This is a genomic window from Microcystis sp. M109S1 (assembly GCF_020247025.1).
In the GTDB taxonomy this organism is placed as follows: Bacteria; Cyanobacteriota; Cyanobacteriia; order Cyanobacteriales; family Microcystaceae; genus Microcystis.
Genome location: NZ_JADBRW010000177.1, coordinates 1 through 18,024 on the forward strand (window position 1 = coordinate 1; position 18,024 = coordinate 18,024).

Consider the following 18,024-nt stretch of genomic DNA (forward strand, 5'->3'; position numbering starts at 1 on the left):
CTTACTTCATTGAGAAAGTCTAATTCTTCTTGCTTTTTCCAATCGGTTAGCATTGAAGAAGTTTCAGCATATCCTACTCTTTCTTGTCTTTCATACCATGCTTGTGTTCTGAGATGGAGTGCCTTATTGTAAACCAATCTTACACAGCCCAAAGTGCGCCGCAATAGCGACTCTTGTTCTGGTGTTGGGTAAAATCGGAACGAGTAGGCTTTTTCCATGTCTCACATTTTAGCATATATTTGGTAAATGCGCTAGTATTTAACGGTAAAGCCGTCGTGAAACGACGGGGTTTCAGACCCAAAATTTTCGATGATTCCCTCGATATCAAAGAGATTTTTGACGGCGAAGGGGACTCCTGCTAAGACACCGACGGGTTCCCCATTAGCGATCGCTAGATCAATTTTTTGGGCTTGAGCGAGCGCTCTGGGGTGTAAAATGTCGGTAAAGCAATTTAAATGGGGGTTTTTTGCCTCTATCACTGCCAAAGTCTGGCTAATAACTTCTAAGGCGCTAGTTTGACGATTTTGGCTCGATCGAGCTAAATTGCTCACAGAAATAGTCATGGTTCAAAGCTGAGGGCGCTTTCCCCGTCATCCTCTAAGGGAAATTCTGTCACTAAACTGGCGATTTCTTGCAAGCGTTGCCAGTTTTCAACCACAGAATTTAAATAGCGATCGGGAATGGTTAAATCTAGGATTTTCGCCATGATTATAACGTATTCTTCCGGGTTATTCATAGATTTCGTTCCGGCTGGGGTGAAGGAGATAAAGAGTTGCTTGAAAGCGGCGCTCAGGAATAAAATCGACACCTAGTTAAGCTGCTAGGATATAAGAGAAAATCTCCTGTAAATACAATAGCTATCCCTAGGGAGGAAGTATAACTTGAATTTGTTCCTGACCACCGAATCCCCAGGATCATAACCTTAGATATGTTCATAGAACTGTATATTGAGATATTTTCCCCTCCTTCACCTCCGGATTTAAATTAAACTTATAAGTAGGGAGGCACAATTATTTGTAGGATGGGTTAGCGCACTTCGTAACATGAGCAGGCGTTGGGTTTCATGCTTCAACCCAACCTACGTTCTGATACCTGATAACTGATAACTGATAACTGATAACTGATAACTGAAATGACCATCTTACAAGACGAAAAACTACTCTTTACTCCCGCAATACCTAACAGTGATGCCCTGAGAACTATTTTTGCTTTCCCTAATCAGTATTCCCTGGGTATAACCAGTTTAGGTTATCAAATTGTTTGGGCAACTTTAGCCCTGCGATCGGATATACAAGTTAGTCGTTTATTTACGGATTTTCAAGAATCTTTACCCCGTTATCCCGAATTAGTCGGCTTTTCCTTTTCTTGGGAATTAGACTATGTTAATATCCTCTCGCTGTTAGAATCTTTAGAAATTCCTTGTCACAGTCATCAACGGCAAGATCGGCAAGCGATAATTTTTGGAGGGGGACCAGTTTTAACCGCCAATCCCGAACCTTTTGCCGCTTTTTTTGATGTAATTTTATTGGGAGATGGTGAAAATTTAATTGCTGATTTTATTAATGCCTATCAAGAGGTTAGAAACGCCGATCGCCCGACAAAACTCCGTCATTTGTCCCAGGTTCCGGGGGTATATGTTCCTAGTTTATATACCGTTAATTATGATAGTCCTGAAGGTGAAATTACAGCAATTCTACCCATAGATAATAATGTGGCTGCCTTTGTTAGTAAACAAACCTATCGCAGTAACACTCTTGCTGCTTCTACGGTGGTAACAAAACAAGCGGCATGGGAGAATATTTATATGGTAGAGGTGGTGCGAAGTTGTCCAGAAATGTGCCGTTTTTGTTTAGCTAGTTATCTAACTTTACCCTTTCGTACCGCTAGTTTAGAATCTTTAATTCCCGCCATTGAAAAAGGTTTAAAAGTGACCGATCGCCTTGGTTTATTAGGGGCTTCCGTCAGTCAACATCCTGAATTTGAAACCTTACTTGATTATCTTTTTCAACCACAATTTGAGGGAGTTAGACTCTCGATCGCCTCAGTTAGAACTAATACAGTCACGGAAAAATTAGCCAGAATTTTATCCCAAAGAGACACCAAATCAATTACTATTGCCGTAGAAAGTGGTTCCGATCGCCTGCGAGAAATTATCAACAAAAAGTTAGCCAATGATGAAATTATCCAAGCTGCCATTAATGCTAAAGCGGGCGGTTTAAAAGGGATAAAACTCTATGGTATGGTGGGAATACCGGGAGAAGAAACCGAAGATATTGCGGCAACTGTGGAAATGTTAATAGCCTTAAAAAAAGCCGCCTCTGGATTGCGAATCTCTTTCGGTTGCAGCACCTTTGTGCCTAAATCCCATACTCCTTTTCAGTGGTTTGGAGTTAATAAAATGGCCGAAAAAAGATTAAAATATCTAGAGAAACAATTAGGTAAACAGGGCATAGAATTTCGACCAGAGAGTTATAATTGGTCAGTAATTCAAGCCCTCTTATCTAGAGGTGATCGCCGCTTAACTTCCCTGTTAGAATTAACCCGTGGTTACGGTGATTCTTTAGGCAGTTATAAACGGGCTTTTAAGGAACTAAAAGGACAAATTCCCCCTCTAGATTATTACGTCCATCAGCAATGGCGTTTAGAACAGGTTTTACCCTGGAGTCATTTACACGGTCCTTTATCCTCAAATGTTTTAGTAAAACATTTAGAAGATTCCCAAACAAAAAGGTAAAGTATCGCTAATAAGCTAAGACGCATTTAAACAATGTCTTGACTATCAGACCCAAAATGAGGTATTCTATCAGGGTAGATCTGGTAGTGGTGCAATTCAGACTTTAATTAGCCTATTAAAAGCCCAAGAATGTTACTTTTATTAACTATAAATCTCGATTAAACCATTAATTTAATCTTAGCTGATCAGCCCATGAGCCAGAAAAATGATACAGTTCCCCTCCTTTTAGCCCTGCTGATTACCCTAATATTTTTTGGGGTAGGTAGTTGGTGGTTATACAATCGTTTTCAAGGAAAAAATAACCCAACCAATCTTTCTGAAATCGAGAAAATATCACCAGAGCAAAAATCGGTATCGGCACAAGCAAAATTTAGTCAAGGGGAAAAATTATTAATAGTTGAAGGGGCTTCTTCTGACAAACAAGCTGCCATACAGGCGATCGGGAAAGGCGACTTTCAGCAAGCAGTTTACCTCCTAGAAAAATCCCTGCAAACTAATCAAAATGATCCCGAAGCTCTCATCTACTTAAATAACGCCCGTATTGGTCAAGCTAAGTCCAATACTATCGCCGTTTCCGTGCCAATTGGGAGCAATGTCAACACCGCCCTAGAAGTTTTACGAGGAGTTGCCCAATCTCAAAATCAAATCAATCAAACTGGAGGAATTAATGGCATTCCTTTAAAAGTTCTCATTGCTGATGATGCTGATAATCCCGAAATTGCCGCTCAAATTGCCCAAAAATTAGCGGCTGATAACAGCATTTTAGGAGTAGTAGGACACACTAGCAGTGATACCTCTTTAGCCGCAGCTGCTATCTATCAAAAAGCAGGATTAGTAATGATTTCCCCCATCAGTACCTCAGTTAAACTCTCCAATTTTGGTGACTATATCTTTCGTTCTGTTCCCAGTGATTTTGTGGCGGCACGGGCATTAGCTGAATCTAGCTTACAAAAAATTCCTAACGTCAAGGCAGTGGTATTTTTTAACTCCCAAAGTAATTATAGTCAATCCCTAAAATCTGAATTTATCACCGCTTTAGGATTAGGAGGAGGTCAAGTGGTGAGTGAATTTGATCTATCTTCCCTGACTTTTACCCCTTCTAAAAGCCTCCAACAAGCTCAACAGGAGGGAGCAAATCTAATCGCCCTTCTTGGGGATAGTGGTACCCTAGATGAGGCTTTGCAGGTGGTTCAAATCAATGGTCAAAAATTACCGATTGTGGCGGGTGATGACGTTTATAGCCCCAAAACTCTGGATGTAGGCGGAAAAAATGCCCTTGGCATGATTGTCGCTGTCGCTTGGCATTTAGGGGCTAATCCGAATAGTCCTTTTGTCAATAATTCCCGCCAATTGTGGCAAGGAGACGTCAATTGGCGCACTGCTACCGCCTATGACGCTACCCAGGCTTTAATCGCTGGAATTAAGGCAGAATCTAGCCGAGAGGGAGTTCAACAGGCGTTAAGAAGCAGTAATTTTTCTGTGCCTGGGGCAACTAATCCAGTGCGATTTTTACCATCTGGCGATCGCAATCAATCCGTGCAATTAGTGGTAGTTCAACCCGGTTCTCGTTCTAGTTTTGGGGTGGATTTTGTGCCAATTTCTCGATCAAATGACAACTAAATCAAGATGACTTATATGCTAGAAACTCCCCCTAAATATTCAGTTCTCGGTTTACCAGTTCATCTTCTCGATAACTACAGTCGTTGGTTAATTGATCGCGTCTATCAAGGTTTTGGTTCCCACGTTGTCACTCTTAATGCAGAAATGGCCATGTTAGGGGAAAATGATGCTAAAGTTGCCCAAGTTATTCGGGAAGCAGATTTAGTTATTCCCGACGGCGCGGGGATTGTCATTTACTTAAAATTAAGGGGTAAAAAACAAACCCGCTGCCCCGGTATTGAATTATCAGAATCCTTAATTACTGAGTTAGGAATGCAGGGAGAGAGTTTTCCTATTGCTTTTTTTGGTGGTAACCCGGGGATTACTGAAAAAGCGGCAAGTAATTGGCAAAAAAAGATACCTAATATCCGCATTCTGGCTAACCATGGTTATCTATCCTCCGCGGAAATGTCCGATTGGATTGAGGTGTTAAAAGATCAACAACCGCGGTTAATTTTAGTTGGTTTGGGAGTACCCCGACAAGAATATTGGATTAGGGAACATCGCTATCTCTGTCCCCAAGCTATCTGGGTAGGTGTGGGGGGTAGTTTTGATATCTGGTCCGGTACAAAAATCCGCGCCCCTCGCTTTTTCTGTGACAATAATTTAGAGTGGTTATACCGACTTTATCAGGAACCTTGGCGCTGGAAAAGAATGTTAGCTTTACCTAAATTTTTCTGGCGCTCTCTTTTTTATTCCTAGTAATAGTTTATTATAAATTCTTTTCAATAAAGGCAATCACTCGCTCTAATCCTTCCCGTGTTTTCAAGTTGGTGAAGATAAAGGGTTTATCCCCGCGCATTTTTTTGGCATCTCTATCCATCACCCCTAAATCTGCCCCCACCATCGGGGCTAAATCTATTTTATTGATTACCAATAAATCCGATTTGGTGATACCAGGTCCCCCTTTGCGAGGGATTTTATCTCCGGCTGCCACGTCAATTACATAGATGGTTAAATCTACTAATTCGGGGCTAAAGGTTGCCGCTAAATTGTCGCCACCACTTTCCAGAAAAATTAACTTTAAGTTAGCAAATTTTCTCTCTAACTGTTCAATGGCAACTAAGTTAATTGAGGCATCCTCGCGAATAGCTGTATGGGGACATCCTCCCGTTTCTACTCCTAAAATTCTTTCCGGGGCTAAAGCTTGCGATCTCACTAAAAATTGGGCATCTTCTTGAGTATAAATGTCATTGGTGACTACGGCGATCGGATATTGATCCCGCAAATTTTTACACAGGGCATCGAGCAGGGCTGTTTTTCCTGAACCCACCGGACCGGCAATTCCCACGCGCAAGCAAGACATAGTTTTTTCGGGAAAAAGTGAAAAGGAAAGGGTTAAAAATTTTGGGGCTATCGGATAGAAAAAAGAGGGGTTCGCAGGGCGACACGGATTCCCATTATAATAAAAGGTTAACGCAAATCTGAGAATTTGTCAAGCCTTTTTGTCAATAAATTTGGGGAAATCATCGACAAAAAGATCACCAAAAGTCAGTGATTTGGTAGCCAAAATCCGTTAACATCTGCCTAAATAGGGGCAAACTTAAACCGATAACATTACTGTGACATCCCTCTAATCTTTCCACGAATAGACCCCCCTTTCCTTCTAGGGCAAAACAGCCGGCACATTTGAGGGGTTCTTCGGTGTCAACGTAGGCAATAATTGTTTCATCACTGATATTGGCAAAGTGAACTTTAGTGATCCCACAACGAGTCAAAGTTTGATTATTAACTCGATCGATTAAAGCATGACCTGTATAGAGTGTACCCACCTGACCGCGCATTTTTTGCCAACGCTCGATCGCTTCTGATTTATCCTTGGGTTTGCCATAGACTTCCCCCGCTACTTCTAAGACGGAATCGCAACCAAGAATTAATCCTGTATCAAATTTAGGGGCGATCGTTTGCGCTTTACATTGGGCTAAAGTTTGGACAAGATGGAGAGTATCATCAGCATTAATTGTGGATTCATCAAAGTTACTTACCCGCACAATCGGATCGATTCCCACCATTTGTAAAAGTTTTTTGCGCGCAGGAGAAGCGGAAGCAAGAATCAAGGGAATTGACATAAGTTTTAAAGGAAAAAGTAAAAAAGTTAGGTAGGGTGGGTTAGGCAATGACAAATTATTAGACTTAATTATTAATTTATCTATTTGCCGTAACCCAACATCAGTTATCAGGTTTTTAGCTATTTCTGCTAAGAATTGGCAGGATTTTCGGGGGGGAAATAACGATCTAAAATCTCAACCATGCGGGATTGTTTTTCTTCATTGTCAAATCGATTGTAAAAATCTGACTGAACCTCATAAAAATCTGACCTTGATCGAGTTAATTGTCCTAGGAGTTGATCAAGTCCCCGTCTGTCTTTTTCCCATTCTTTTTTAGACTCAGCAAGACTATTAGTTAACGCTTCGATCGATTTAGCGTTAGAATTAGCGATCGCTCTAGTTTCTTTTAATCCCTGATTGGTTTCCTGTAGTCCTAATTTAATCTCCTGTAGTCCTGATTGAATCTCCCGTAGTTCTGTTAGGGTGTTTTCCGCAAGAGATTCGAGTCTATCTAGTCTATTTTCTTCCGAGTTACTCATATTCAGTTATCAGTTATCAGTTATCAGTTACCAGTGATCAGTTACCAGTGATCAGTTACCAGTGATCAGTTACCAGTTATTAGATTTGAGTTTTAAGTGACAGTATTAAATAGAAGTTTCCTACTGTCTTTTCACTGTTTACTGATTACTGATTAAGTAAGTATTTTATCTTTAATTGTAACCGGCTACCTAGTTGATGATAGGTGGTGCGTTACGACGGATTTTTACCTTTAAGTCAAAACAGGAATTTTTGCCGTCTAACGCACCCTACATTTTACTACATTTTACTATTGCCTATTGCCTATTTCCCTAACTAACCGAGAAAGAATCAACGATAGTTTCAAAGAGTTCTTGAATTTGCGTCCAACGTTTTTGGGAAGTGGAAAGATTAAAAGAATAGAGTTTATTATTATTAACCGTGACGCTGGCCAGATTATGACGTTCTTGGCCGTTGGCTAATTTAACTTGATATTCGAGGATATAATAATCTTGACCGTCGATTTGATGGGATTCTGAGCGAATTAATTCTACTTCCTTATCGAGATTGGGGTTAAGACTGTTATTTTTCAGGAGACGATAGCCAACTTCCGAGGGTGTCCCTAAATCTGTTAAGGTTTTATTGTCGGGGACGGGGTTGATAATAACGCTTAAATTTTCGCTAGTTTCGATCAGGTCATGAAAAACCACATCTACTCCCGCAACCTTTTTCACATCCACTTGCGTCCAACCCTTAGGATATAAAAATTGATAGCCTTGGCTGCCACTGGTATATCCTTGCAGTCCAGCGATGGGAGTTGCACAACCAGTTAAGAGGAGGGTGGTAATTAGGAGGAAAGTCGCCAAAAGAGATTTAATCATGATATTTTGACCTGTGATTAGGGCTGTTTAATTTTACCTTGAATTGTTTAGGTGAACGGATTATGAAAATTAAGAAAAAATTGACAATTATTATGGCTATAGCCACTTTTTTACTGACTATCTCTCCCCTAGTCTCTCAAACTACCGCTAACCCCGTGAAGGCTGTAGAATTTTATAATCGGGGTGTGGATCGTTTAACCGCAGGGGATTACTCAGGGGCGATCGCAGATTTTACTCAAGCTCTACAATTAGAGCCGAAGGATGCCGATGCTTATTATAATCGCGGCTACGCGGAATTAGTTCTCGGCCAGTACGAGCGAGCGATCGCAGATTATACCCAGGCCTTGACAATCAACCCCAATTATGTTAACGCTCTCGGTAATCGTTGTTATGTGCATTATCTGACGAAAAAATACGAGGCAGCGGTGGAAGATTGCACAAAAGCGCTCGCTTTAAACGGAAATTTTGCTGATTTCTTTATTTATCGCGGTAATGCCAAGGATGACTTGGGAAGACACCTAGAAGCGATCGAGGATTACACAAAAGCTTTGAGTTTACAGGGAACTAGAGGACAGGATCGCATTTTCTATAATCGCGCCCTGGCCTATAACCGAGCCGGACAGCAGGAAATGGCTTTAAGGGACTATAATGAGAGTCTGAAAATTAATGCTAATTTTGCCGAAGCGTACCACAATCGGGGTTTGACCTATTATAAATTGGGAAACAGGGAAAAAGCGATCGCTGATTTAGAGGAAGCGGCCCGTCTAGCGTTATCTCAGGGTAAACAGGGGACTGCGGCTAAGTCTCAGTCAGCAGTGGCATTAATTCAGGGTCAAAAGCCTTAAAATAGGGAGTAGTTGTGATATTAGCGGTAAAGAGGAGTGAAAGGGGCTAAATCGCAACTACGAGGGACTAAATTTTAGCCAGCTTGAGATGCGTAAAAAGCGACGGCTAACAGTCCACCCACAAGTGTGATCGCAGCAACGCCCCAGAAAAGATAATTACGTTGTTGCGATTTAGTGGGGGGAGCCGCTTGATAAACTTTCGGTTCGGCGGCGAAATTATTTAAGCGTCCACCTTCTTCGTTTGTATAAGGCATAATCAAAACCTCAAATATGACAATTTTTAAGGAAAAAAATCCTCTTATTACAATAGTACAACATATTTTTAGTAAGTGAGTCGGGGATGTTTGGAATTCCGGCGGGGATAACAATTCTTAGTCTTGGGGTAACTGCTGGAGTCTGCTACTTTTATGGGCGATCGCATTTCCCCTGATTGAAACTGCGAAAACAAGTTAAAAAAAGTCAATCATACCAAATCCGTTTTTAATACTATAATAATGATCCTTGAATATAAGTATTGCTTCTTTCTTTTTTAAATCTTTTAAATCTCTCTGCAGCTATCTCGCAATAGTCTTGTCGAATTTCAAAACCCACAAAAATTCTTCCTAATCCCAAGGCCGCTATTCCTGTAGAACAAGAACCAGCAAAGGGATCAAGAATTATTTCTACGGGGTTAGATGAAGCTTGTATAATTCTCTCGACAATTGCTAAAGGAAATTGTGCGGGATGTCCTGTTCTTTCCTTAGAACTGCGCTTTTCTCCTGTAGTGACTTTAGGAACTTCCCACACATCAGAAGGATTTTTACCGAGGGGATTACAACGATATTTACCATTTTTCTTTTGATTGGGATACTTAACGTTAGGGTCACGAATATTATCTAAGTTAAAAGTATATTCTTGGCAATTTTTTAGATAAAAGAGCCATTTTTCATTGCGAGGACTAAGACGATTTTTTGTAGAAACACCTGCCCCATATTTCCAGACAATTTCTTGTAAAAGATAAAAGGGAGACTTATCCCAAAGAAGATAGGGAATCGGAACACATAATCCCTTTTCTGGTACTTCTAAATAACCAACATTTAGCCAAAAAGCACCGTTATCTTGAGTGATCTGATAAATTTGCCCCAGCCAATTAGCACACCAATCAACATAGTCATTGATTGAAAGAACTCGTTCATATTCTTTGCCAATATTATAAGGTGGTGATGTAACAGTGAGGTCAATTTTTATGTCACTATGAGATAGTTTAGACAAAAAGTCTGTGGCATCTCCTTGATAAAGAATAAAGCCGTTGTCCGAGTAAAAAGGTTGACCAAGATGACTAACCAGAATTTCTTTAAGAAAATTAAATTTGTTGGCTCTATCTTTTTCTAACTCTGAAGAAAATGGCTGTAGTAAGGAGGAAGGAGCAATCTGAGTTGATTGATGATCAACAATTCCCTCTGCTAGATAAGAGTTTTGTTCCTTATTGGCAATTGGACGAGACTCATCTTCCCTAGACGATAGTTTTTTTTGTTTCTTCTGGGACTCTACAACCATAATCTCAAAGGACAGGTAAGTATTTTGATAGTTTTAATTATGCCCTTATTTTAGCAAAATATCACCGGAGTTGTGCTTAATTTAATAACTCTTGTAATCATTCTCCTTCCCTTACCCTGGATTGGGGGGGTAGAACCCCACCAAGAGTTAAAGATTGACTGATAAAGCAGCGAGTTTTCCTTGAAAAATCTCAACTGAGTAGATTGATAATTATGAGATGCACCCGAAAATTGTCTCTAAAATGGTGGTAAATAACCCATGGCATTTTTGACTCGATCGAGAGTTTGATTGGCTACCGCTTCTGCTTTGAGACGACCTTGTCGTAAAACCGTGGCTAAATAATCTTTATCCTCTCTAATTTCGGCGTATTTTTCCTGAATAGGTTTCAGAGATTCTATGGTGACTTCTGTTAACATCGGCTTAAATTGTCCCCAACCTAAATCGGCACATTCTACCCCGACTACCTCTTGACTTTTTCCCGATAAAATGCTATAGAGAGTTAATAAATTATGGCATTCGGGACGTTCTGGATCATCGAAAGTTAAACCCTTAACTAGATCGGTTTTACAGCGTTTAATTTTCTTAGCAATGACATCGGGACTATCGAGAATATTAATCCGACTCATCTCGGAAGGATCGGATTTAGACATTTTATTTCGGCCATCGGTTAAACTCATAACCCGCGCTCCTTCTTTGCGGATCATTGGATCGGGGAGTTTTAAAATTGGTTGTTTCGGTTGCCCAAAAAGATGATTAATTCTAACGGCTATATCGCGAGTTAATTCTAAATGTTGTTTTTGATCTTCTCCCACGGGTACTTTATCGGCATCGTAGAGTAGGATATCGGCAGCCATCAGCACGGGATAATCGAGTAAACCTGTGCCAACATTTTCCCCCTGTTTAATCGCTTTTTCTTTAAATTGAATCATATCGGTTAACCAATTTAAAGGGGTGATGCAATTCAATAACCAAGTTAATTCTGTATGAGCTTTAACGTGGGATTGGACAAAGATAGTCGCATATTCTAAATCAATTCCGCAGGCTAAATATAAAGCGGCAATTGCTAAAGTATCCTCCGCAAGAGTTGCGGGATTATGGGGAACGGTGATCGCGTGTAAATCGACCACACAAAAGAAATTATCGTAGTCTTTTTGTCCCTCCACCCAATTGCGGATCGCACCGAGATAATTGCCTAAATGTAAATTGCCGGTTGGCTGCACACCAGATAAGATTCTTTGTTTACCCATAACTCATGCGATCGCTTTTTATCATGATTTCATTGTATCAGTTTTTGGGGCTAATTTCATCCTAAATCCAATTGGGAAAAATCATTCTCAGATAATAATCCCGCACTGACAGGGGAATGCCTAAATAAATTGGTAGCCAATGGATAAAGGCAAAAATTATCAAAATTGTGAGGGAGCGCGAGCAATTTTGATAAATAGGACTGGAACTTTCTAAACCATCGGCTAAGAGCCAAGCTAGGGCAATCAAAGTGAAGCTATAGGCAGCCATATAATGATAGAGAAAGGTACAGCGACTAATTTTTAACCAGGGCAGCAGATTAGCAATATAGTTACAGATAAGATAGGCGGAAATTACTCGCTCTTTTCGTTTGAATAAGCGACTAAAAACCACTAGAATTGCTCCCGTAGAAAACCACCATAAAAACGGATTTCCCATCGCGTGAACATCATAAATTTTATCACCTACTCTCTCAAAATAATAAGCCACAGGTCGCCCCATTACTAACCAACTATACCAGGGAGAACAATAGGGATGGACATCAGATTGATTACCTTTTATTTTCTGATGAAATGACCAAATTTCTTGATGTACTTGCCAAAAATTATATTGATGGTTGACGAGAAGATGCGGTATCCACAGCAAACTATAGGTGACTAGGGGAAAGACAATTAAGGCGATAAAAATGTACTCTAATCTCAGGTTAGTTGCCTTTGTCCAAAGATTATCTTTTGACTGCTCTTGATTCAATAATTTTATTAACCAAGCAATAGCGATAAAAATAAATATTCCCAGTAAAAATCCTAAGCCATTCCATTTAATATTTGCCGCTAAACCGAAACAAACTCCTGATAATAATAGCCAATTGAGTTTTTGATTTTTCTGGAGCGCTAATAAAAAAAATAATTGTCCAGACAAACCGAATAAAATTAAGTAAATATTATTGAGAGCATAGCGGGATTCCACCAGAAATAATCCGTCTAAACTGGCGAGGAAAGTTGTGATTAAAAATACAGTTTTTCTCTGGGTTAATTGATAAGCAATTGCGCCAATAATTAGGGGAATAAAAGAACCAGTGAAAGCATTTAACCAGCGATAACTAAAAGTTGAGCGCGGGGAACCAGTTAAATTATTAATGGTTTCAGGATCGGCAGGAAAATGGGAACCAATCCAGATACTAATAGCAATTAAATATTGACTTAACGGTGGATGAGACTGGAAAAATTCTTTACCGATTAGATATTCATTGCCGTATTTAGCATAATAAACTTCATCGAAAACAAGAGTATTAAATTGACTGAGATTCCAGAATCTTATCGCCAGAGAAAATAAAAATATTGCTAGGATAGATAGGTTAAATTTGACTTGAGAATTCATGGAAAGACAATAGTTATTATAACTGGGAATTTTCTGGTAACTGCGAGCGAAATTCTTTGACAGCAAGACGGGGATTAGGATGGTTGACATATTCGGCTAATAATTCTAAATTTAAATCCGGTAATAAAGCACTTTTAGGGATTAAAATATATTCGCCATTCTCTTGCAAAGAATAGATTTTTAACTGATTATCTTGCCAAAACCAAACCTCTTGAGTTCCCAATCTTTTATAAACTTCTAAAACTTTCAGGCTGCCACTGGTTAAAATTATTTCGATCGCCAAATCAGGAAACTCTTTTTCTGTGAATAAACAAAAACATTCATCTGGTTCTTTTCCCGCTTCTTTTTCCTGTTTTCGCAAAGTGGTGGAACCTAATCCCCAGAAATCAATTTCAGCATATTCTAAATAAACTTCTACCAATCTACCGATATTTTTTTTGCTAACTTCATGACGACGACTAGGAGCCATAATTTCTACCATTCCATCTAAGTAAGTGATGCGATAACTCGAACTATCTTCTAAATGTTTTAAGAGGGTTTCGTACTGTTGCCAATTAACCCCAGAAATTAACATTCTTTGTTCAGGATCATTAGCTTTTAACTCGAAACCTTCTAATCCTTGTAACCGAATCGTAGTCATCATAAAATTAATTACCTCGTCTATTTGACTTAATTACTCAGCAAGACTTATTTTGATTTCTTCTGGTCTGAATTTTAGCGCGTAAAATCTTAACTTTATAGGGATCAGCATCTTTTCGCCACAGGATCTGATAGCCTTTGATTGTAGCACAATGATCCTCTAAACATTTTTGCCAACCCTGTAAACGTTCGATCGCTTTTCTATCTTCTAACAATCCCCAATCCTTTTCTAATTTAGTTAACTGAAGCAATTTATCATAGTTAGGATAATCAGCCGTTACTAAAAGCTCTTTTTCGTGTAGAATTGGCGGATTAGGACTATCCCGATAATCGCGAAAACTAAAATCAGCCGAACCTAAATATACATCCATGCTAGTAGCTAAAATCGGATGGATTTCTGTATCAAAATTGGGGTAATAAAGATAGGAAATTTTGGGTTGACGAAAGGATAAACGAATAACATTAGCATTTTCTAACCGTCCGATAGTTTGACTAGCACAACCTTCATATAAGCGTAATAACATCGGTAATTTTTCCAGAATGCTAATATGAATAGTTAGGGAATAACGGGAAAGTTTGCCTAAAGAACTATTTTCACAAGTACGAGCGATCGCTACCAAATTTCCCGCACTTATTAACACTTCTTCTGCTAAAGCGCAAGCATTGCGATAACTGCCAAATAAAGCTTTAAAATCGGCACGGGTAGCGGGGGATAATTCCCGTACTTTCGGACAGTGGCTAAATTGACTTAAAGCTAAATAAAGTAAAAGATCGGCGCGTCTTTTATCGGCAATTATCTCCCATTCTTCCGCTTCTGTTACTTGTAAAATCACTTGAAAAGCTCGTCTAAAAGTGCCAAATTCTGCCTTAATTTCTTCCTCTTGTAATAATTCACCCGCGACGGGTAAACGTCCCTGCTGGGTGTAAAATTCCATCAGGGGAGTTAATAGATCTTCGTAATCTTCAAAGCATTTGAGATGGGTTTTAATTTTAGGAGTGGTAGCGCGGGAACGCCATCTGGATAAACGAAAAGCTTCCGCTTTTTCTTCCTCTCGAAAAACTAGATAAACTCCCAAAGTTATCGGAATAGAATCAACCCCCAAAGTGCTATCAATATACTGTTTTAGTTCTTCCTGTTGATAGTATTTTTGAAAGGTATTACGACGGGTTATAATTCCATCTTCATAAGCCATTAAACCCCGTTCGCTATCATCAATTAGAATCTGTGCTGAAACAATTAAAACTTGACGGGTTAGTTGCCAAGCTTTTAATAAGGCTTCCTGCCGTTCTTCGGCGGATTCAATAACATTAATTACATAGCCTAAATTAACAATATCAGATTCAATTAAAGGACTATCGGGACGATAATAAGGATCCCAACCTTCACTTTGATAACCCTGTTCGGCTATGCGTTCTATATCACCTCCATAACCACAACCGTAATCAAAAAAAGTGGTTTCAGGAAGGAATAATCCCGCCGCTAATGCTAATCTTGTCGGACGAGAAAGGGTTTTGCGAACAAGAGCGGCTTTGTGGCGATCAATTATTATCGATTTTTCCTTTTGTCCCTCTAGATTACAAACTAAATAATCTCCTGCAAAATCAAGGTTATGCTTTCTTAAAAGCCGTTGCCATTCCTGTTTAGTACCGATGGGATAAGAACTGTTTAAAAGTCCTAAAGCACTCTCGATTTTTGTGAGATGATCGAATTCTTGATAAAGGGGATAGTCCCTAGTAACAAAAGTTTCTTTTCGGTGTAAAATGGGCGGATTATCGGCATTTTGATAATTCCATTCACTTAAGATTAATGTCCCCATATCTACCACTAAACTTTTAGTTAAAGCTGGGTGAGGTTCCCGATCAAAATCGGGATAAAAAAGATAGGATATTTTCGGTTTATCGGTGCTAAATTTAATTATTGTTGCCTCAGATAAATGCTGATTAATTCTTCCTTTTTGTTCGTAATTCTGGAGGATAGGATCAAGTTGATGTAATGCCTCTCGATGAACATAAAGCGCCCCCGGTAATAGTTTACCGATGGGACTAACTTGACACAGTTGCACGATTACGGTGAAATTCTCAGTCATGGCAATTAATCTGTCTAATAACAAATTCTAGAGACAGAAAAAACTAAATAAATCTAGTTAAATGAACCCGATAGCGCTCTTTTTTTGTCATAGTAACCTCACCCACTTCTAGACGACCTTTTCCCCGAAAAGAAATCAAATCACCGGTTTTAACGTTATAACTAGATTGGCTGATATCTTTCCAGTTAACTCGCACATCCCCAGCGCTAATTGCTTCGGCCATTTTACTGCGAGAAATGCCAAAACCCGCCGAGGCGATCGCATCTAAACGCAAGGAAGCTTCCACAGTATTAATTTCTTTTTTTTGCGGTGGTCTAACTTTTAATTCCGTCAAAGGAATCGGGCTAGTTTTCACGGGAACTGAACGCACTTGTAGTAAATTAGCACATAAAAAATCTGCCAATTCAGGCACTACAATTGCCTGCGCTCCTCGCTCACCTAAAACGATTATATCGCCGACTTTTTCCCGGACGATACCCGTCCCTAACATCGCCCCTAAAAAATCCCGGTGGTTAGCGGTATCAAAAAGAAAATTACCGGCAATATCAAGGGCAGATAGGGGAATATCTGTTACTGTCAAAGGTAGATCAACTCTAGCAATACCGAGGCGCTGTCTTTCTGCTTGGGGATAACCGCCCCATTTTTGCATTGACACATCGGTTAAACGCTGAAAAACCCGTTCTACTTCCGCTAAAACCGCGGGAGAAAGAAAGTCTGTCACCGTCACTTCCCAAGTCTTGATCGCTTGTTCGGCTTTATCAATAACTTTCGCTATCTCCTCGCGATTCTCGACACCCTTTAGTAATTCTTCTCTTGGTGACATTGTTTTGTGGTAATTAATCAAAAATTCTTAGGAAAAAATCAAATGACCGATAACTTATTCCCGATAACCGTTCACTGTTCTAGGGCGTATCCTTGCAGATTTTCGGGGTTAAATTGACGGAGGATAAGAGTCGCTTGATTTTTCAAGTTTTCGGAACCCTGCACGACAATAATATATTTTCCGGCGCCGAGACGATTGCGATAGGGAAGTGCATCGCCACTGCCGGACGATAAACCCACGCCACCACCGACGAAAATACTGCCCATTGCCCCCCCAATCGCCCCAGCAATGCCGCCAACAATATGATTCCCCGGTTCTCCGGCCCAATCAAAGGTATGCAATCCCGTAATCAGGTTAAAAAGGTAGCCACCGGCAAAACCGAAGGGAATTAGCCAAAAAGCCATGAGAGTAGCCCGTTTTTTGGCCTGTTGAAAGGGATCGATCAAACCGAACTCATCGGCACTTTTATAGCCGCGACCCAGAATGGTCACTTGAGATTGGGGAATTCCCGCTTTTTCGAGGGCAACGGCAGCTTCTTCTGCTTGTATGCGATCAGCTAACACGGCAATGAGATAATTCATATTCTCCAACTTTTCGGCTATCTTCATCTCCTATTGTAAGGATTTTGGGGACTGAAAAGCCGCTCGATCGAGAAAATATTAAAGGGGATGGGAAGAAATTATTTTATTTTGGTGATTTCTGGCAATAATTGACCATAAAGATCAAGGGAGATAGTCCAATTATCATTATTAACAAGAAGTTTTTTCGGATTATTACCATTGGCATCAGACTGTAAAGCTTGACTCACTTGTGTCATTATTTTAATCTTATCCCGATTCACTCCTGACGTAAAAACTAAAAAATAGGTTAGAGTTCCAGCAATGATAGCTAGTCTTCAGGAATAGACCTGTGCGAAAATTAAATTTGTGAGAAAAAAGAGCAAGACAACCCGTGCGATTGCCCTGTCAATCGTAGCTGATTGGGTCGCCCTTGTTCTTCTTCAGTGAAACCCCAGCAGTTTTTGGGTAGTCGGCAAGAACCCTCCTGCAGCGACTCCAACCAATCCGACTTTAGTTGTGGGTTCTGGAATGGTTTCCCCGCGTTCTTGCAAAACTTCAAGGTAAAGTTTAATCGCTTCTTTAATATTTTCCTGAACCTCTTCAAAGGTATCTCCAATACTCACGCAACCGGGCAAGTCGGGAACCATTGCGCCCCAGTTTGTTTCGCCTTGTTCGTAAATGACGGCATACTCTTTCATGGTTGATCCTCCAATTGAGCTTGTTTCCAAATCGATCCTAATGTTCCTTTGGGTATGTCGTCCCCAGGCTTGCCAGGAACAACCACGATTCCTGGCTTTGTTTCATGGGCAAGGATACGATGGCTCCCGCGCATTCGCATCTGATACCAACCATCAGCTTCTAATCGTTTGAGTACATCACGAACTTTCAATCATCCCCTCCCTTGTCTCCGCCCATCGAGTACTTGATTGTAGATTTTGACATCCTCACCGCCGTAAACGGACGGTGATTCCCAAACCTCACGATTTAGGTTTCTGCTTCTTTCCCTTGCGGGGTTTCGCACCTGCCTTAACAGATTTACTCTGTTCTGGTCTTATGGTCGCTCTACAGACTGAC

General features: G+C 40.2%; 21 protein-coding genes and 1 pseudogene. 4 read left to right on the plus strand and 18 right to left on the minus strand.

All coding sequences use genetic code 11. The features are described 5' to 3' along the window. The 3 genes and pseudogenes from IM322_RS08510 to IM322_RS08520 form a co-directional block, all read right to left on the minus strand. The coding region (locus IM322_RS08510) for a helix-turn-helix domain-containing protein (RefSeq protein ID WP_287713174.1) at window positions 1-218 on the minus strand (218 nt) is incomplete at its 3' end. Between the two features lie 57 nt (window positions 219-275). Continuing rightward, a pseudogene (locus tag IM322_RS08515) lies at window positions 276-563 on the minus strand (amidase family protein); the annotation flags it as partial. Further along, window positions 560-736 carry a DUF4089 domain-containing protein gene (locus IM322_RS08520; protein ID WP_002740449.1) on the minus strand — a complete coding sequence of 59 codons (177 nt, stop codon included), beginning with the start codon at window positions 734-736 and terminating at the stop codon, window positions 560-562. The gene IM322_RS08520 and the pseudogene IM322_RS08515, both read right to left, overlap by 4 nt. A gap of 396 nt (window positions 737-1,132) precedes the next feature. Between IM322_RS08520 and IM322_RS08525 the strand changes: the two genes are divergently transcribed. The 3 genes from IM322_RS08525 (at window position 1,133) to IM322_RS08535 (ending at window position 5,095) form a co-directional block, all read left to right on the plus strand. Beyond that, window positions 1,133-2,734, plus strand: coding sequence for a B12-binding domain-containing radical SAM protein (locus tag IM322_RS08525; RefSeq protein WP_287676898.1), 1,602 nt, complete (start codon window positions 1,133-1,135; stop codon window positions 2,732-2,734). Window positions 2,735-2,926: 192 nt separating this feature from the next. Next, complete coding sequence (locus tag IM322_RS08530) at window positions 2,927-4,354, plus strand: ABC transporter substrate-binding protein (RefSeq protein ID WP_287676901.1); 1,428 nt, start codon at window positions 2,927-2,929, stop codon at window positions 4,352-4,354. 15 nt (window positions 4,355-4,369) lie between these two features. Continuing rightward, window positions 4,370-5,095, plus strand: coding sequence for a WecB/TagA/CpsF family glycosyltransferase (locus IM322_RS08535; RefSeq protein WP_287676926.1), 726 nt, complete (start codon window positions 4,370-4,372; stop codon window positions 5,093-5,095). Window positions 5,096-5,105: 10 nt separating this feature from the next. Here the strand turns inward: IM322_RS08535 and ureG are convergent, their stop codons facing one another. The 4 genes from ureG to psbP form a co-directional block, all read right to left on the minus strand. Further along, entirely contained in the window at window positions 5,106-5,699 is a 594-nt protein-coding gene (gene ureG, locus IM322_RS08540) for an urease accessory protein UreG (RefSeq protein WP_002792251.1), read from the minus strand. A gap of 175 nt (window positions 5,700-5,874) precedes the next feature. After that, a complete protein-coding gene (locus IM322_RS08545; protein ID WP_012265567.1) occupies window positions 5,875-6,462 on the minus strand; it encodes a Maf family protein in 588 nt (195 codons plus the stop codon). A gap of 128 nt (window positions 6,463-6,590) precedes the next feature. After that, window positions 6,591-6,980, minus strand: a complete 390-nt coding sequence (locus IM322_RS08550) for a hypothetical protein (RefSeq protein ID WP_287676904.1) — start codon at window positions 6,978-6,980, stop codon at window positions 6,591-6,593. A gap of 309 nt (window positions 6,981-7,289) precedes the next feature. Beyond that, window positions 7,290-7,838 carry a photosystem II reaction center PsbP gene (psbP, locus tag IM322_RS08555; RefSeq protein WP_190358493.1) on the minus strand — a complete coding sequence of 183 codons (549 nt, stop codon included), beginning with the start codon at window positions 7,836-7,838 and terminating at the stop codon, window positions 7,290-7,292. 62 nt (window positions 7,839-7,900) lie between these two features. On the opposite strand from psbP, the gene IM322_RS08560 reads away from it, so the two are divergent. Continuing rightward, window positions 7,901-8,683: a tetratricopeptide repeat protein gene (locus tag IM322_RS08560; RefSeq protein WP_287676907.1), complete on the plus strand. Its 783-nt coding sequence runs from the start codon at window positions 7,901-7,903 to the stop codon at window positions 8,681-8,683. Between the two features lie 74 nt (window positions 8,684-8,757). Here IM322_RS08560 and psb34 read toward each other — a convergent pair whose 3' ends face one another. The 11 genes from psb34 to IM322_RS08615 all read right to left on the minus strand — a co-directional run bounded on the left by psb34 (window position 8,758) and on the right by IM322_RS08615 (window position 17,839). After that, window positions 8,758-8,937, minus strand: coding sequence for a photosystem II assembly protein Psb34 (psb34, locus tag IM322_RS08565; RefSeq protein ID WP_024969104.1), 180 nt, complete (start codon window positions 8,935-8,937; stop codon window positions 8,758-8,760). 232 nt (window positions 8,938-9,169) lie between these two features. Further along, window positions 9,170-10,219 (minus strand): DNA-methyltransferase, encoded by a 1,050-nt coding sequence (locus IM322_RS08570; protein WP_287676910.1) that lies wholly within the window; start codon window positions 10,217-10,219, stop codon window positions 9,170-9,172. Between the two features lie 236 nt (window positions 10,220-10,455). Further along, entirely contained in the window at window positions 10,456-11,466 is a 1,011-nt protein-coding gene (gene trpS, locus IM322_RS08575) for a tryptophan--tRNA ligase (RefSeq protein ID WP_287676912.1), read from the minus strand. A 61-nt stretch (window positions 11,467-11,527) separates the two neighbouring features. Beyond that, window positions 11,528-12,841, minus strand: a complete 1,314-nt coding sequence (locus tag IM322_RS08580) for a dolichyl-phosphate-mannose--protein mannosyltransferase (RefSeq protein WP_287676915.1) — start codon at window positions 12,839-12,841, stop codon at window positions 11,528-11,530. A 16-nt stretch (window positions 12,842-12,857) separates the two neighbouring features. Next, window positions 12,858-13,484, minus strand: a complete 627-nt coding sequence (locus IM322_RS08585; RefSeq protein WP_286825513.1) for a Uma2 family endonuclease — start codon at window positions 13,482-13,484, stop codon at window positions 12,858-12,860. A gap of 34 nt (window positions 13,485-13,518) precedes the next feature. Beyond that, window positions 13,519-15,567 carry a DNA phosphorothioation-associated putative methyltransferase gene (locus tag IM322_RS08590; protein ID WP_287676919.1) on the minus strand — a complete coding sequence of 683 codons (2,049 nt, stop codon included), beginning with the start codon at window positions 15,565-15,567 and terminating at the stop codon, window positions 13,519-13,521. 43 nt (window positions 15,568-15,610) lie between these two features. Then, window positions 15,611-16,390: a photosystem II electron transport protein, Sll1252 family gene (locus IM322_RS08595; RefSeq protein ID WP_286825511.1), complete on the minus strand. Its 780-nt coding sequence runs from the start codon at window positions 16,388-16,390 to the stop codon at window positions 15,611-15,613. 71 nt (window positions 16,391-16,461) lie between these two features. After that, window positions 16,462-16,971, minus strand: a complete 510-nt coding sequence (locus IM322_RS08600) for a hypothetical protein (RefSeq protein ID WP_286825510.1) — start codon at window positions 16,969-16,971, stop codon at window positions 16,462-16,464. Window positions 16,972-17,069: 98 nt separating this feature from the next. Beyond that, a complete protein-coding gene (locus tag IM322_RS08605) occupies window positions 17,070-17,207 on the minus strand; it encodes a hypothetical protein (protein ID WP_287076256.1) in 138 nt (45 codons plus the stop codon). Window positions 17,208-17,390: 183 nt separating this feature from the next. Further along, a complete protein-coding gene (locus tag IM322_RS08610) occupies window positions 17,391-17,648 on the minus strand; it encodes a type II toxin-antitoxin system HicB family antitoxin (protein WP_287676923.1) in 258 nt (85 codons plus the stop codon). Beyond that, a complete protein-coding gene (locus IM322_RS08615; protein ID WP_287676925.1) occupies window positions 17,645-17,839 on the minus strand; it encodes a type II toxin-antitoxin system HicA family toxin in 195 nt (64 codons plus the stop codon). The genes IM322_RS08610 and IM322_RS08615 overlap by 4 nt, the downstream gene beginning before the upstream one ends. Window positions 17,840-18,024: the final 185 nt, after the last annotated feature.